The organism is Anaerocolumna aminovalerica, from assembly GCF_900115365.1.
In the GTDB taxonomy this organism is placed as follows: domain Bacteria; phylum Bacillota; class Clostridia; order Lachnospirales; family Lachnospiraceae; genus Anaerocolumna; species Anaerocolumna aminovalerica.
Map to the genome: position 1 here is coordinate 59,933 of NZ_FOWD01000008.1, position 16,071 is coordinate 76,003.

Annotated in this window: 13 protein-coding genes; 5 read left to right on the forward strand and 8 right to left on the reverse strand. The window is 35.4% G+C overall.

Annotated features, from left to right (window positions below; genetic code table 11):
* Positions 1–183 precede the first annotated feature (183 nt).
* A complete protein-coding gene (locus BM183_RS06415) occupies positions 184–1,536 on the forward strand; it encodes a uracil-xanthine permease family protein (RefSeq protein WP_091685407.1) in 1,353 nt (450 codons plus the stop codon).
* A 117-nt stretch (positions 1,537–1,653) separates the two neighbouring features.
* Here BM183_RS06415 and BM183_RS06420 read toward each other — a convergent pair whose 3' ends face one another.
* From BM183_RS06420 to BM183_RS06445, 6 genes are all read right to left on the reverse strand, one after another.
* Positions 1,654–2,016, reverse strand: a complete 363-nt coding sequence (locus BM183_RS06420; protein ID WP_091685409.1) for a response regulator — start codon at positions 2,014–2,016, stop codon at positions 1,654–1,656.
* 13 nt (positions 2,017–2,029) lie between these two features.
* Positions 2,030–2,626, reverse strand: coding sequence for a recombination mediator RecR (gene recR / locus BM183_RS06425; protein ID WP_091685410.1), 597 nt, complete (start codon positions 2,624–2,626; stop codon positions 2,030–2,032).
* A 262-nt stretch (positions 2,627–2,888) separates the two neighbouring features.
* Positions 2,889–5,015 carry a 5'-nucleotidase C-terminal domain-containing protein gene (locus BM183_RS06430; protein ID WP_091685412.1) on the reverse strand — a complete coding sequence of 709 codons (2,127 nt, stop codon included), beginning with the start codon at positions 5,013–5,015 and terminating at the stop codon, positions 2,889–2,891.
* A gap of 268 nt (positions 5,016–5,283) precedes the next feature.
* Positions 5,284–5,640: a YbaB/EbfC family nucleoid-associated protein gene (locus BM183_RS06435; RefSeq protein ID WP_091685414.1), complete on the reverse strand. Its 357-nt coding sequence runs from the start codon at positions 5,638–5,640 to the stop codon at positions 5,284–5,286.
* 36 nt (positions 5,641–5,676) lie between these two features.
* Positions 5,677–7,245 carry a DNA polymerase III subunit gamma/tau gene (gene dnaX / locus BM183_RS06440; protein ID WP_091685415.1) on the reverse strand — a complete coding sequence of 523 codons (1,569 nt, stop codon included), beginning with the start codon at positions 7,243–7,245 and terminating at the stop codon, positions 5,677–5,679.
* Between the two features lie 50 nt (positions 7,246–7,295).
* The gene (locus BM183_RS06445) at positions 7,296–7,811 is read right to left on the reverse strand and encodes a transcription repressor NadR (protein ID WP_091685417.1); all 516 of its coding nucleotides are present in this window, start codon (positions 7,809–7,811) and stop codon (positions 7,296–7,298) included.
* Between the two features lie 302 nt (positions 7,812–8,113).
* Between BM183_RS06445 and BM183_RS06450 the strand changes: the two genes are divergently transcribed.
* From BM183_RS06450 to BM183_RS20945, 3 genes are all read left to right on the forward strand, one after another.
* Complete coding sequence (locus BM183_RS06450; protein WP_091685419.1) at positions 8,114–9,583, forward strand: methyl-accepting chemotaxis protein; 1,470 nt, start codon at positions 8,114–8,116, stop codon at positions 9,581–9,583.
* A gap of 342 nt (positions 9,584–9,925) precedes the next feature.
* Positions 9,926–10,195: a hypothetical protein gene (locus BM183_RS06455; protein WP_091685420.1), complete on the forward strand. Its 270-nt coding sequence runs from the start codon at positions 9,926–9,928 to the stop codon at positions 10,193–10,195.
* Between the two features lie 41 nt (positions 10,196–10,236).
* On the forward strand, positions 10,237–11,247 hold the full coding sequence (locus BM183_RS20945; RefSeq protein WP_242960888.1) for a M15 family metallopeptidase: 1,011 nt from the start codon (positions 10,237–10,239) through the stop codon (positions 11,245–11,247).
* 297 nt (positions 11,248–11,544) lie between these two features.
* Here the strand turns inward: BM183_RS20945 and BM183_RS06465 are convergent, their stop codons facing one another.
* Both BM183_RS06465 and BM183_RS06470 read right to left on the reverse strand, forming a co-directional pair.
* Complete coding sequence (locus tag BM183_RS06465; RefSeq protein ID WP_091685422.1) at positions 11,545–12,894, reverse strand: glucose-6-phosphate isomerase; 1,350 nt, start codon at positions 12,892–12,894, stop codon at positions 11,545–11,547.
* 259 nt (positions 12,895–13,153) lie between these two features.
* The gene (locus BM183_RS06470) at positions 13,154–13,951 is read right to left on the reverse strand and encodes a hypothetical protein (RefSeq protein ID WP_091685424.1); all 798 of its coding nucleotides are present in this window, start codon (positions 13,949–13,951) and stop codon (positions 13,154–13,156) included.
* A gap of 185 nt (positions 13,952–14,136) precedes the next feature.
* On the opposite strand from BM183_RS06470, the gene BM183_RS06475 reads away from it, so the two are divergent.
* Complete coding sequence (locus BM183_RS06475) at positions 14,137–15,912, forward strand: oleate hydratase (protein ID WP_091685426.1); 1,776 nt, start codon at positions 14,137–14,139, stop codon at positions 15,910–15,912.
* The last annotated feature ends 159 nt before the right edge of the window (positions 15,913–16,071 follow it).

Sequence of the window (16,071 nt, forward strand, 5' to 3'; positions counted from 1 at the left end):
TTAGACATATGGTATAATGCATAAACTCTCAATACAAAAGTTCAGCAGTAATCAGGAACACTGATTCATTCTTTTAAAGAATAAAGGAATGAAAATTAATGAAATTAAATAGTTCTAGATGTAATTGCTGCTTTTAATATAAATAACTAGGTTAGCTAAAATTTTAGAGAGGTGAAAACACACATGGGAAAGAATGAGTCAACAGAAGCAAAAACAATGTCAGGACTAATTTATCAAGTATCTGACAAACCTAAAATCCTTACGGCTATTATATTGGGATTTCAAAATATTTTAACCGCATTTAGCGGTATTGTAGCAGTTCCATTAATTATTGCAGGAATTGCAGGACTTAATGTAGTGGATACAGCTTATTTGGTATCTGCTGCCCTGCTTGCTTCAGGTATAGCATCTATTATTCAATCAAGAGGTTTTGGTCCTAAGAAATTTAGAGTCGGTGTTGGCTTGCCAACTGTTATGGGAACTGACTTTGGTTTCGTACCTCCTGCTAATACCATTATCAACACAATGGGGGGTGGAATGGCAGGTTACTTCGGAGCATCTATTTTAGGAGCAATCTTTGAGTTTGTTCTTAGCTTTTTTGTAAAACCTTTAATGAAAATTTTCACACCAGTTGTAACAGGTACAGTTATCGCACTTATGGGTATGTCTATGATGCCAGTTGCATTCGACTGGATTGGCGGTGGTGTTGGTAATCCAAATTACGGTGATCCAATGTACATACTGGTAGCCGCAATTGTATTCCTTGTTATTCTGCTGTTAAACCGTTATGCAAAAGGTATGTTAAATACAGCTGCCGTTATGATTGGTATTGTGGTCGGATATATTATTAGTATTCCATTGGGGTTAATTGACTTTTCACAAATTGCTTCCGCTGATTGGATACAGTTACCTGAAATCGCACGCTTTGGAATTGATTTTAATCCAAAATTCGTTGTTCCATTTATTGCAGGTTATTTAGTTACAGTAATTGAAACTGTTGGTGTTATGGAAACCCTTGGAGAAGTTACAGGTTCACACTTGACCAGTGATGATATTGTTGCAGGTGTAAGAGGTGACGCAGTAAGTTCCGCCCTTTGTCCTTTTGTAGGATCCGGCCCTGCACAAACATTCAGCCAAAACGTAGGATTAATTCCTTTAACCAAATGTGCATCACAGTTTGTTGCTATCGTAGCTGGTGTAATTCTTATATTAATGAGTCTTTTCCCTAAACTTTCAACTATCGTATCCATTATGCCATCCTGTGTACTTGGTGGTGCAGGTATCTTAATGTTTGGTACAGTTGCAATTTCCGGTATTAAGACTCTATCAAAAGTTAAATTTACAAACCGTAATCTATTAATCATTGCAAGTTCTTTAGGAATTGGCTTAGGTGTAACTTTCAGACCTGATGTTGTTGCTCAACTTCCTGGAATCTTAAGTAGTTTATTTGGTTCAGGAATCTCAGCAGGTACCATCGTTGCATTAATATTAAGCGTAATCCTGAAAGATGATCCAAATGAAGCTGAAATAGATTAATCAGAAAAAGCCTGTAATAGCTTTAATAAATATACCCTTTATAAATAAAAGGCTGTTCAAATAAAAAATAAACTGTCATTCGCCTTAATACTTAGAATGACAGTTTATTTTTTACCCCTATACTCCTAGCACATGATTTATAGTAGAAATCAGCCGATTCTTTTTAATCGGTTTTATTACATAATCAGAGGCTCCTAATTGTATTGCCTCTATGATCATGGACTTCTGTCCCATGGCAGAACACATGATTACCTTAGCTTTCGGATCAATTTTCTTGATCATCTTAAGCCCTTCGATTCCGGTCATATAAGGCATGGTTACATCCATAATAACCAAATCCGGCTTAAGGTTCAGATATTGCATCATTGCCTCATTACCATCTGTTGCCTCACCTATAACCCTATGACCTGCCTCTTGTATCATATCGCCAACAATCTTTCTAATAAAAAGGGAGTCATCTACTACTAATATATTTGCCATATTAATTCCTCCGTTATAACTCCACTCTTCCCTCTAAGGCTCTTAATAAAGTTACCTCATCAATATACTCTAAGTCCCCGCCTACAGGAACACCGCTGGCTATTCTGCTCACTTTTATTCCGGTTGGTTTTATCAGCTTACTAATATACATTGCAGTGGTTTCTCCTTCAAGGCTTGAGTTAGTTGCTATAATAACCTCATCCACATCTGCTTGAAGTCTTTGTATTAATTCCTTAAGTTTAATATCATCGGGTCCAATACCTAGCATAGGAGAAATTGCCCCATGAAGAACATGATAAACCCCACCATACTTTCCTGTTTTTTCATATGCTGCCAAGTCTCTGGGATTCTCCACCACCATAATTACATTCTGGCTTCTCTTATCACTTGCACAAATAGGGCATAATTCTTGATCGGTTAAGGTATAGCAATTCTTGCAGTACCGGACATTGGCTTTTGCATTCGTAATTGCCTGAGATAGATTGTTCACCTGATCTTGCGGCATATTTATAATATGAAAAGCTAATCTCTGGGCTGTTTTTGCACCAACACCTGGAAGTCTGGATAATTCTTCGATTAATTTGCTAATTTGGCTGCTGTAATAATTCATTGATATACCTCATATTCTTTTGATTTATAAGTCAAATCACTATTACAATTATAACATAATAGAAAAATTAATAAAAGCTTTTCTATATTATCTTAACTAAGATACGTAAAAATATGGATAAAAAATCGAACATAAAATCCAAGTGTGTCTACACTCTGGATATATGCGGAATTACAAAGATTTTTTATTTATATCTTTAACGTATTAGTATAAATAAAGAAAAGCTTTTATCATAAAATCATTTTATAAGATTTTAAATTACCTAATTAGGAATTACAAGAACCTGGCCAATGTATATTAGATCCTGATTCTTAATCTCTTTGTTCAGCTTAAGAATATCTGAAATTGTACAGCCAAACTTCTTTGCTAAATTCCAGAGGCAGTCACCTTTTGCTACAGTATATTTTGTATCCTCAACAGGTTTCACTGTCTCTTTTTCTGCCGGTTTTTCTTTTGCCGGTTTTTCTTTTACCGGATTCTCTTTTACCGGTTCTTCTTTTACTGGTTTCTCTTTTACCGGTTTTTCTTCTGCCGGTTTTGCAGGTTGTTGGCTAACCCTCTTAGCATCTTCTGGGGTAATAACACCTGCTTTAACTAATTCATTCATATTCACAGCCTTGACGTTGGTAGTCCTGCCATCTACAGAAGTAGGAATCGCAATTTCACCCTTACGAATCATATCATATACCTTTTCAGCACCTGCATAGTCAAAATTATATCCAATGATTTCCCAGTTCTTATCTGTTTTAGGCATGATACTTCCTTGTTTTGCAACATATTCAGATATCATATCACGTACTGCAGGAACAGATGCCGTAGCTGCTGAATCATAAACAACGTCTGCGGGATCGCTGCTGATTAATCCTGCTGCAGCTAATCCGCCGTAACGGTAATTGTTCAATGCAAGAACAAGCTGTTCATTATCCTTCAATGGAGCACCTTTGTATGTAACATTTACAATACGTTTACCTTCCGGCTTGGATATATCGATTTGATAATTTACGCCTGCAAACATATCATAATTATATAGCCTTATATTTTCATTAAAGCTGATGGTAATATCCCCATCTTTATATTGATTGAAAAAGTTCCCTGCCTGAAGCTCCATAATGGCTTTTAGCTGTTTTCCGGTAATCTTTACAGCAAATAAGGTATTATCATATTTATATACCTTTACCCCATCTTTCATCTTGTAGTCACCTTTAGTAAGGTTAGAATTCACATCAAACAATGCTGCTAAAGATACGTCTGCACCGGTGACTTCTAACTGTACTTCATTGATTAAATCAACCAATGGTCCATCTGCAATGACTGCATTAGGAATTCCCGGTAAGAAGAATGGATCGTCATAAAAATTCTTGCCCACTTTGCCAACAACTGTATTAGCAGTCTTTACACTGGCTTCATGGATATCTTTTATTGCTTCCACTAATTCTGCATCTTCTTTGTATTCTGCAGTAGATATATTTCCAATCTTTTTATCTTCAACTTTCCAGCCTGCTCCATCCTTTTGAACAGAAATTGTGATTTTACCAACATTCTTTCCATTACTTCCGGTTTCAAGAAGTACAGTACTTGCATCTTTGGAATATTCATCTGTAAATTCACCATTTACAAGGTATTTTGTAAGGGTAGAATGTGCATGGCCAATAAAAAATGCATCAACTTTGTCCTGATACTTTTTGGCTACTTCATACATACCTTCTGCTCCGTATTCACCATCTTCACCATAGTGAACAACACCGATAATAACATCTGCCTTGCCTTCCAGCTCTTTTAAGATTTTACCCGTTTCTTCCATCGGTGTAGTGAAATTCATGTTATCATAATGGCTCTTGTCAGATTCCCATCTGTCAACATGAGGAGCAGTTACACCAAATATAGCAACTTTAACTCCCTTTACCTCTTTTATAACATAAGGCTGTAGGAATCTGGTACCATCCTGCTTATAAATATTACCCCCAAGTACAGTTGCATTGGATTTAGCTATAATATTTTGTAAGCTTGAGAATTCATAATTGAATTCATGATTACCTAAAGTAAATGTATCATATTTCATCAGATTCATAGCTTTAACTACTGGATGAATATCATTATTACGATAATCTGATACAAAGTTACCCTGAGTAGAATCGCCGGCATCAACTAAAAGAAGATTCGGATCTTTTGTACGTTCTTCTTTTACTACGGAAGCTACTTTTGTAAGGCCGTTAGTTGTGGGCGTATCTGTTGCATAATCGTGGGCTCTTAGGAATCCGTGCATATCACTGGTACCTAAAATATTAATTTCCACACTTTCTGCAGCTCGTACATTTATTGGTCCCAATATTCCAATAAACATAGCTAAAAATAGTACTACACTAAACAGTTTTCTTAATTTCCTGTTCATAAAAACACCTCCTTATAAGATATAATTATAGTCCATTTATTGGTAACATTCAAGTAATAATTAATAAATTAACCATTTATATCATATACTTTTTTGGTAATTTTATATATAAAAAGGTTCTAAAATAAATAGCAGCCTATGCGGTAAACAAACTGTATTTATAATAGAACCATAATCGGTACCATGGAATAAATATTTTAATGCCGGAAAAATCTCAAAAATCAAGATATTTCCGGCATATAATTTTGTATATCAATTTATCTCTTTTTTAGAAAGGGAATCCCCCACCAAAGCCGCTAAGGCCTCCGGTAATTTGTCCCATAATAGCAGATGATTCTTCTTCCATTTTACGATAAGCTTCATTAACAGCTGCCATAATTAAGTCCTGTAACATTTCGATATCATCCGGATCTACCACTTCTTTTGATAATTCTACGGATATTACTTCTTTCTTACCGGATACTTTTACGGTAACCGCTCCACCGCCAACAGATGCTTCCCATTCCTTGGTTTCCATCTCTTTCGTTTTTTCTTCCATCTGTTTTTGCATTCTTTGAGCTTGTTTCATTAGATTATTCATATTACCAGGCATTGCTCCTCCTGGAAATCCTCCACGTTTTGCCATAACATTTCTCCTTCCATCTTACGGAATTATAAATTCCTATTCCTCATATTCAATCTTTATATTTTTAAATATTTTAGAGAGGTCGGGAATATCTTCTATATTTTCCTTCCCCTGAGTTAACAGCTTAGTTTGTACTTCCACTTCTTTTCCAATGACTTTTGCTATTGTATTTTTTATTTCATTTATATGGGATTCCTCAGAAATAAAATCTTTATCCAAAGACTCTGTAAATACTAACAACAGCATATTATTATTGCCTATACTGGGCCTTCCGTTGGCTAAAAAAGATCTTACCAAGGGTGAGGTATTAGCCATAATAGTACTCCAGTTCTTAGCAACTTCCTTTAAATCTTCCGGAACTGCTTTAGGTAAAATTACTGTTTTTTTTTCTTCATCCGGTGTAACCGAAGTTGCAGCGGAAGCCACTGCTGGCAGGGGTGCTGCCACAATACCTTTTTCCAATTTATTCTCAATTGCTTTAATACGGCTTACTATATCATCCGGATTACCTTCCATTTGTGGTTTACATAATTTAATCAGTGCTACTTCCACCATAACTCTTTTTTGGGATGCATATTTAATCTGATTTGACAAATCAGAGAATATGCGGATGTATCGAATTAACGTATCCATATCAACCTGTTTTGCCTGCTCTTTTACTACAGCCATATTCTCGGTTGATACCTCTATAATTTCTGAAGCATCTTCAGAAGTCTGTACCAATAGAAGGTTTCTTAAATACCAGGTAAAATCAATGGTAAATTGAGTTAACTCTCTTCCTGATATAATAAGTTCTTCCAAAAGCTTCATACAGGCAGCTACGTCATTCTTTTGTATATAGGTCAACAGCCTTGAAAATACCTCTACATCCACAGCTCCTAAGACTTCAAGCACCTTATCATAAGTCAGTTTTTCACCAAAATAAAATGCTATACATTGGTCTAACAAGCTTAAGGCGTCACGCATAGATCCGTCTCCCATTCTTGCCACGTATCGCAAGGCTTTTTCTTCCGCATCTACCTGTTCTTTTTCTGCCAGTTCTTTTAATCTGTCTGTAATGGTTTCTATGGTAATTCTCTTAAAATCATATCTTTGGCACCGGGACAGGATGGTTATAGGAATCTTGTGTGCTTCTGTAGTAGCCAAAATAAAGATGACATAAGAGGGCGGTTCCTCCAAAGTCTTTAATAAAGCGTTAAAAGCTCCCGCTGAAAGCATATGAACCTCATCTATAATATATACCTTAAATCTGCCTTCCGTAGGGGAGTATCTTACCTCTTCTACTATTTCACGAATATTATCAACACCATTATTTGAAGCAGCATCTATTTCAATAACATTCATGGAAGTCTGATTATTAATTGCATTACACATGGCACAATCATTACAGGGATTACCATCTATCGGATGTTCACAGTTTACTGTTTTCGCTAATACTTTTGCAATTGTAGTTTTACCGGTACCTCTTGTTCCGCAGAACAAATAGGCATGACCGATTCTGTCCGCTTTAATCTGGTTCTTCAATGTAGTCACAATATGATCCTGACCTTTTACATCGTTAAAATCAGTTGGGCGGAACTTTCTATAAAGAGCAGTATATGACATGCTTGCACTTCCTCTTCAATTACTTTCTAAATTATTTTATCAATATCATGTTAGAATGTCAAAAGATAATTCTTTCTTCTCAAAGCTTCTTCTATGTTATCTAATATGGTTTCCGTATCCGCTTCTACAGTATGAAGGTGGATACCGTCCGTCAATTCCTTTAAAGGAACCGTTTTCTTATACTTGATTTTCTGAACAAAGTCATATACATCTTGCCGGTTACTTATAATCAGATTGGTTGAAATCTCACCATATATATCATGGGAAACAATAACGTCTAATACTTTTCCTCCGTTATCCACAATAGTTAACAGTTCATCCTCTATTTGATCTGTAGTATGTTTCACCAGAAAGCAGCGGTTTACTTTTTGACTCTCCTGATAATAGAGAATATAACCCTTGGTGGTAGAAAGAATATTCTTATTCACTGCTCTCAGCAGAGCTATATCCTGAACAATAACCTGACGACTTACTCCTAACTTCCCCGCAAGTTCGCTTCCTGAAACAGGTTCCTTAGAGCCCTTAAGTATCTCCAACAGTTTTTCTCTTCGTTCACTACCTTCCATAAGCCGTTCTCCTCCTTTCAATAAAACCATACTAATAAAGTTATTCTATATGAACTAACTGGGAAATGCAAGGAAAATACTTATTACCCTTCCTTTATTCTTTCCTACTTTATATTGCTTTTTTCTATATTTTGTTCTAAAATAAAGTATTATTATTTAAATACCGTAATGTCACTGCCACTCATGCATGGTATTGGGATAAGATAAGGGTTAATACAATCTAAGATTCAATAAGCAGTATTTTTATAAGTGGGATTTGTATTAATTAAATACTTTTACGACAAGATAAAGGAGCAATCATTATGTTTAAGAAAAAGAAAGTATCTTCCTGCTCAGAAATGGGAATCATTTTGAATTATTTTGAAGACACAATAAATGGGGTTGACGGCGTGTGTCCAACTACAAATCACCCCATGCATACGAAAGTAATTACGCAATTTGAAAAACTTATGGATAATGAAAAAAGAATGTCAAATGCCGCAAAAGAAATACTGCAAATTACCAATGCCATAAGTTCTTTTGATGTGGGTATGACTCATATCTCTGATCAGTTGATGAAATTTGCTGAAGAACTGGCTGTTCTTAGTGAATCTAACCTTGCGATTGTAGAAGAGACCACCGCAACTATGAATCAGGTTACAGAAACCATTGATTGTACCGCCAGTACATTAGAGACACTATCCAATGAATCAAAACAGCTGGCAGAAAAAAATAATGAAAGTAAAGATCTATTAAATGAAGTTGTCCATTTAAAAGAAAATGTTATTGAAGATACTGGCATTATGAGTAACAAAATCGAGCAATTAGTGGATTTGGCAACAGAAGTAGGTAGAATTGTAGACAGCGTACAAGGAATTGCCAATCAAACAAATTTGCTGGCATTAAACGCAGCTATAGAAGCAGCAAGAGCAGGTGAACATGGTAAAGGTTTTGCTGTTGTAGCAGAGGAAGTCCGTAAATTATCAGAAGATACCAAAATGAATTTAGACGGTATGAAAAGTTTTGTGGAACATATTTATAATGCATCACAAGAAGGTAAAGAAAGTATGCATAGAGCATTAGAATCCACAAATCAGATGAGTGTTAAAATTGATGCCGTTTCAGAAACAGTAGGCAGTAATATAGAAATGCTCCATGGTGTTGTTTCTAACGTAGCGGATATAGATGAAAGAATGCAAGGTATTAAAATTGCTGCTAATGAAATAAATAAGGCAATGGAAACTTCAAGCATTGATGCCGAAAAGTTAAGCCAGATGACATTAAATATTCATAATGATGCTATGGAAAGTGTTGAATATGCAAAAAGTATTGCCGAAATAGATGGTAAATTATCAATCGTGGTAGCAGAATTATATAATAACTTAAAAAGCGGAAAAAATGCAGTAACCAATGAGGAACTTTCCAATGTTATAAATAAAGCATCCCAAGCTCATATTGAATGGCTGGAGCAGCTTAAAACCATGAAAGATACCTTTGAAATAATCCCATTACAAACAAATCCAAATAAATGCTCTTTTGGTCATTTCTATCATGCTTTAACAGTAGACCATCCTGCTTTAAAATCGGATTGGGATAAAATCGATGGACTGCACAACGACTTCCATCATTTAGGAGATTCCATGATGAATGCAATCAAAGAAAACAGAAAGAGCGACATTGATAGTATATATGAAGAAGCAGTTTCCATTTCTAAAAATATGTTAGCATTATTAAGCAAGGTTAATGGGAATATTGAAGAACTGACTAAAAAAGGAATTAAAGTTTTTGAATAGTGTTTAGCACATAATCATAATCAACTATGTATTAGCTTAAGTATCATAACTCTCAGGTAATATATGATACTTAAATTATATAAATTAATAGCCCGTAACCTTAATTAATCAGGTTTTATGGGCTATTTTATATTGTTTTCAAACCACTTTAATACCTCATAAAAGGAAATTCATACGTAAATATTATAAAATAGTATTTTACAAGAAATAACCAGTATTTTTTATTCAAGAGGTACTCTCCAAAATAGAATAATTTAACTTCATAAGGATTACACTATACATTTTCCAAAAGAGTGTGCTATAATATTGGACATATTTAGAATGAAAGAAATGGAGAACACTATGTTTAGATTGTGGGCCAAGGTATTTAAGGACAATCGTATGCAAAAGGATCTGGTAATATGCAACGATGATACTTCCTTAAGCCGAACAAAAAAAATATTTGCAGCAGTGGATGAAATTTGTTATCAGTTTGACTTATCTAAACCAATTTGGTTAGATGTAACTGTTTCGGACTTTAAGAAGCATGATAAAACAAGATTCACCCAGGATAATTTTATAGATTCCATTGATTTTGATTATTTGGAGATACATGTAATAGAGGAAGATTAATATTCCCGGGTTAGGCGCTAAAGCGTCGGAATTGAGGTTGTATGAGAGGAATTCGCCGAAAACTAATAGTAATATGCCTATGTATTATTTTATTTGCAGTATTTTCCCTCTTGAGGTATAGAAAAAGCAGTAAGGATAATGATACAAAAGGAAAGCAGACACAAAGTAATCAGGTAACCAAGACAGAAGATTCAGCTTCGGATGAAAGTACAATGCCGGATAAACATTCAGTGCCGGATGAAAGTACAACACCAGATGAAAATACAACATCAGGTAAAAACACCAACTCTGCTTCAGCTAATAACAAAGAATCTTCCGAATCTCCTACTACTTCTACAGATAAAAAGCCGACTTCCGATACGGAAGTTACTAATGTTCTGAATGAAGTACCGGATACAAGAGAAGCTTTGAATCAGCTTCCGGCAGAGACAATATTAAACATCAGCAAGGTGGAAGATATAGCAATGGATACTTATTTTTATTATGAAGAAATATCTGAGAATGTATTTAATAAAATAAAAGGGAAATCATACGGTGAAGATTGTACGGTTCCCCGGAAAGACTTAAGGTACATAAGGGTACTCCATTATGGATTTGATGAAAAAACCCATATTGGAGAACTAATTGTAAATAAAGCAATTGCAAAGGACATAGTCGAAATATTTAAAGAACTATATGAAGCAAAATACCCTATAGAAAAAATGGTATTGATAGATGCATATGACGCTGATGACAATACCTCCATGGCGGACAATAATACCTCTTCTTTTAATTTCCGTCCGGTACCTGGCGGAAGCCATTTATCCAAACATGCCCTTGGGTTAGCTATCGATATAAATCCTTTGTATAATCCATATGTTCAATATATGAAAGATAAAACAGTAATCCTGCCTGTTGAGGGCTCCAAATATGCGGACCGAAGTCTGGATAACCCTTATTATATCCGGGAGAATGATGTCTTGTTTAAAGCATTTACTAAACGGGGTTTTTCCTGGGGGGGATTCTGGAAAACCGAACCGGATTATCAGCATTTTGTAAAGAAAATAGATTAACTAAAGTGCCTGATACATGGCATATATCTTTTGGGGATCACTCCTTTAAATCAAGCAGTTTTTAATCTGAACTGTTTGCTTCAAGGGGAGTATCTCAAAAGGCATTATACCACCATGTATCAGGCACTAACTTCTTTTATTAAGCTTAAAAACATTTTTTAAACATTCTGAACATAATCGCACTACAATCGGTATTTGTATTCAAAATATAAACATCTAATTCCACTTTTGCTATATCATGAACCTGAAGCATGTTCATAAACTTAGTTCCTTCATTCGTTTTTATATCATAAAGGATTATAATCTTTTAAGCAATTCTTCTCTTTGCTTTTCAAACCCTGGTTTACCTAATAATGCAAACATGTTTTTCTTATAACTTTCCACACCTGGTTGATCAAAAGGATTTACTCCAAGAATGTAACCGCTTACACCACAAGCAAATTCAAAGAAATAGAATAATTGACCTAAATAAAATTCATTTTGCTCCGGTATATTAATAATTAAGTTAGGAACACTACCGTCTGTATGTGCCAGTCTGGTTCCCTTCATAGCGCTCTTATTAATAAAGTCTACACTTTGTCCGGTTAGGTAATTTAAACCGTCCAAATCTACTTCTTCCTCTTCTATTAATATTTCACAAGTTGATTTCTCAAGATTCATCACTGTTTCAAATAAAGTTCTTTGACCATCCTGAATAAATTGTCCCATGGAGTGTAAATCTGTAGTCAAATCAACGGAGGCAGGAAAAATACCCTTTTGATCTTTTCCCTCACTCTCTCCATAAAGCTGTTTCCACCATTCCGAAACAAAATGCAAAGATGGCTCATAATTAGCCAGTATTTCTATTGTTTTTCCTTTTCTCAGTAAAATATTACGGATAGCTGCATAAAGTACTGCATCATTATTCTCATAAGAGCTGTTAATGCAATGCTCTCTCATTGCAGCTGCACCTTCCATTAATTTTACAATATCCGCACCACTTACTGCAATTGGAAGCAAGCCTACTGCTGTTAGAACAGAATAACGGCCCCCAACTTCATCCGGAACGATAAAGCTTTCATAACCTTCCTCAGTAGCCAGGTTCTTTAGAGCTCCTCTTGCTTTATCTGTGGTTGCATAAATTCTCTTGGCAGCCTCTTCTTTACCATATTTCTCTGTCAGCATCTTTTTAAATACTCGAAATGCAATGGCAGGTTCTGTTGTTGTACCTGATTTACTAATCATATTGATAGAAAAGTCACGGTCTCCAATTACTTCAATTAGGTGCTTCATATAAGTACTGCTTATGTTGTTTCCAACATAATAGATTTCAGGTGTTTTTCTGATTTCTTTTGAAACAGAATTATAAAAACTATGTCTTAAAAATTCAATTGCTGCTCTGGCACCTAAATAAGAACCGCCGATACCTATTACCAATAATACTTCCGAATCATTTTGAATCTTCTTAGCTGCGGCTTGTATACGCGCAAACTCTTCTTTATCATAATCTATGGGTAAATCAATCCAACCTAAAAATTCATTACCAGGACCTTCCTTTTTTACCAGCTCCTCTTTTGCATTTTCTGCGATTCTTTCCATCATTGTAATTTCAGAATCGGAGATAAAACCTTTTGCTGATGAATAATCAAACGTTACCATACTTTTCATTTTCTTATGCTCCTTTGACATTCCAAATGTAATTAACAGTTACTAAAATCTTTCCACTTATTCTATCAAAGTCAACTTATTTTATCAATATGCAAATCTAATAAAAGGAAATAAATGATTCTAGTCTATTTGTATTGAAATATAAATAATTTTATATTAATGCTGGTTGTACGAAATAACTCGTATACTCTAACATTTATATATAAAAAATCCTCCAAGCATTAATCTATCAAACATCGCTTGGAGGTGCAATTACAGCTTAATTCACATCAGAATTGGTATTGTCATCCTTGTCCTCTGTCTTTTCTGCTGTATCCCGTTTATCTTTATCCTTTAGTTCTTTCTCTAAATCATGGTTCTTAGCGGTTTTTGAGCTTACTGCTTCCGTTACTTGATTCTCATTAATGTCCTTAATTTCTTCGTACACCTTACTTAAGCTTTCACCTATTTTAGCGGTCAAATCAGATGCTTTATTTTGTAATTCAGCAAGACGTTCATATTTAGATTTATGTACTCCCTTACGTGATGCATCAAGTTTAATTTCTGTTCCTAAAACTCTTAACTCACCCTCTGCTTTGGTTTTCACAGAAGACACCACTTTCGCTTGATCCAAGCTTGAAGACATATTTACCATTGAATGCAACCGTTCCGTTTCAATCTCATCTTCTGTTTTTGGCTTTTTGTATGCCACTTTTTTTTGTTCTTCAACTTGCTGCTTTAATTGCTCAGAGGTAATTTGAGCAATTTGATTATCTATGTTTTTAATCTGTTCCTCAAAAGTTTCAAGCCTTGTTTTAATGCTGTCCATACTTCCCCCTTTTTCAAGGGTTCTGCCGATAAGCTCATTTTTATTTTCAATTATCTTTTCTTTTTGCTTTGTTAAGGATTCAATAAGACTCTTTGCCTTTCCCAAAGAACTAATCGATATGGAATCCGAATCTTTTCCTCCTTGCTGTTCACTTCCCTTTATAGCAAAGTTTTTTTCATACAAGCCTTGATTAATAGGAGTCGAATTAAAAAAGTTGTTTTTTATAGTAATATTCATATTAGTACCCATCAGGCTTCCTCCTCTCTTATATATAATATCGTTTTAAATTTTAAAAACTTTATGACAAGGTATAATAATTTACTTATTTGTAAAATTTATTAATACTAGTTATTTTCATAAAGATTATTAAGCAGTTTATAACATAAACCAATCTTTTATAATACCAAATTTATAAAGTTAAAGGAGGATTTATTATGTATTACAGCAGTGGTAATTATGAAGCTTTTGCACGTCCGGTTAAACCAGAAGGTGTTGACCGTAAATTAGCTTATATTATAGGTTCCGGGCTTGCTGCTCTGTCCGCGGCATGTTATCTCATTCGTGACGGCCAAATGAAAGGAGAACGGATTCATATTCTTGAAAAGGAAGATATCCCCGGTGGCGCATGTGACGGTTACGAGCACTCTGACCGGGGATTCGTAATGAGAGGCGGACGCGAAATGGATAATCACTTTGAATGTATGTGGGATTTGTTCCGATCCATTCCTTCTATTGAAACAGAAGGAGTCAGTGTCCTGGATGAATATTACTGGCTAAATAAAGAAGACCCTAACTATTCCCTGATGCGGGCTACCATAAACCGGGGAGAGGATGCTCATACCGAAGGTAAGTTTAGTCTGTCCGATAAAGGCAGCATGGAAATAATGCGCCTGTTCTTCACTCCGGATGAGAAGTTATATGATAAAAGTATTGAAGAATTGTTTGATGATGAAGTACTAAATTCCAACTTCTGGCTATACTGGCGTACCATGTTTGCATTTGAAAACTGGCATAGCGCCCTTGAAATGAAAAGATATATTCACCGCTATATCCACCATATTGGAGGCCTTCCGGACTTTAAAGCTCTTAGATTCACCAAATATAACCAATATGAATCCATGATTCTCCCTATGATTAAATATCTGGAAAGTCATAATGTTCAGTTCCATTACGGAACACAAGTTGTCAATGTGGAATTTGATATTCAAAATAATAAAAAAACAGCCAAAAAAATCAGCTGTCTCCGAGAGGGGAAGGAAGATAACATCAACTTAACAGAAGATGATTTGATATTTATAACTAATGGCGGATGTGTTGAGAACTCTACCTTAGGTGATCAGAATCACCCTGCTGAATTTAAAACGGAATTAAAACCCGGTGGCGGTTGGGATATGTGGCGTAAGATTGCTATACAGGACTCTTCCTTTGGTTACCCGGACAAATTCTGTTCCAATCCGGAAAAAACTAACTGGATGTCTGCTACAGTAACCACCTTAGATGATAAAATCCCACCATATGTTAAGAAGATTTGTAAACGTGATCCATTCAGTGGAAAGGTTGTTACCGGTGGTATCGTTACAGTTGTTGACTCCAACTGGTTACTCAGCTGGACCTTCAATCGTCAGCCTCAGTTCCGTACACAACCTAAAGGTCAGCTGGTAGGCTGGATTTATGGGCTGTTCACAAATAAACCGGGTAACTATGTGAAGAAGACCATGACTGAGTGTACCGGAAAGGAAATATGTATGGAATGGCTCTATCATATGGGTGTTCCTGAAAATGAAATCGAAGGACTTGCAGAACACAGTGCTAATACCATTCCATGTATGATGCCTTACATTACTGCTTTCTTTATGCCTCGTTCTGCCGGTGACCGTCCTGCAGTTGTACCACAAGGAAGTGTTAACTTTGCATTCATCGGTCAGTTTGCTGAAACAGAACGGGATACCATCTTTACAACGGAATATTCCATTCGTACTGCCATGGAAGCTGTTTATACACTTTTGGATGTAGACCGGGGGGTACCAGAGGTTTGGGGAAGTGTTTATGATATACGGGCACTTTTAAATGCAACGGTACAGTTAATGGATGGTAAGAAAATAACAGAACTTAATCTTAGTTTAAAACAGAAATTGGCACTAAAAGAAGTCCTTAAAAAAATAAAGGATACTGAAATTGAAAGGCTGCTTAAAAAATATCATGTAATTTAACAGATAAGCTCAATTAGAAATTGTCAATCTAAAGCTGAAAAGGAAGAGCCTCACTTTAAGAGTGAGGTTCTTCCGGTATATAATTCAGTTTTGCTGAAGTTATGCTCTTAGAATGACAATGTCATTTTACCACAACCTTTTAGCTGCTATTTGCTGCTA

What these genes read in the sequence shown, in the direction of transcription:
- recR (WP_091685410.1), bottom strand. Translation starts at nt 2,626, where the DNA reads ATGAATTATTACAGCAGCCAAATTAGCAAATTAATCGAAGAATTATCC.
- BM183_RS06465 (WP_091685422.1), bottom strand. Translation starts at nt 12,894, where the DNA reads ATGAAAAGTATGGTAACGTTTGATTATTCATCAGCAAAAGGTTTTATC.
- BM183_RS06450 (WP_091685419.1), top strand. Translation starts at nt 8,114, where the DNA reads ATGTTTAAGAAAAAGAAAGTATCTTCCTGCTCAGAAATGGGAATCATT.
- dnaX (WP_091685415.1), bottom strand. Translation starts at nt 7,245, where the DNA reads ATGTCATATACTGCTCTTTATAGAAAGTTCCGCCCAACTGATTTTAAC.
- BM183_RS06420 (WP_091685409.1), bottom strand. Translation starts at nt 2,016, where the DNA reads ATGGCAAATATATTAGTAGTAGATGACTCCCTTTTTATTAGAAAGATT.
- BM183_RS06455 (WP_091685420.1), top strand. Translation starts at nt 9,926, where the DNA reads ATGTTTAGATTGTGGGCCAAGGTATTTAAGGACAATCGTATGCAAAAG.
- BM183_RS06470 (WP_091685424.1), bottom strand. Translation starts at nt 13,951, where the DNA reads ATGGGTACTAATATGAATATTACTATAAAAAACAACTTTTTTAATTCG.
- BM183_RS20945 (WP_242960888.1), top strand. Translation starts at nt 10,237, where the DNA reads ATGAGAGGAATTCGCCGAAAACTAATAGTAATATGCCTATGTATTATT.
- BM183_RS06415 (WP_091685407.1), top strand. Translation starts at nt 184, where the DNA reads ATGGGAAAGAATGAGTCAACAGAAGCAAAAACAATGTCAGGACTAATT.
- BM183_RS06475 (WP_091685426.1), top strand. Translation starts at nt 14,137, where the DNA reads ATGTATTACAGCAGTGGTAATTATGAAGCTTTTGCACGTCCGGTTAAA.
- BM183_RS06435 (WP_091685414.1), bottom strand. Translation starts at nt 5,640, where the DNA reads ATGGCAAAACGTGGAGGATTTCCAGGAGGAGCAATGCCTGGTAATATG.
- BM183_RS06445 (WP_091685417.1), bottom strand. Translation starts at nt 7,811, where the DNA reads ATGGAAGGTAGTGAACGAAGAGAAAAACTGTTGGAGATACTTAAGGGC.
- BM183_RS06430 (WP_091685412.1), bottom strand. Translation starts at nt 5,015, where the DNA reads ATGAACAGGAAATTAAGAAAACTGTTTAGTGTAGTACTATTTTTAGCT.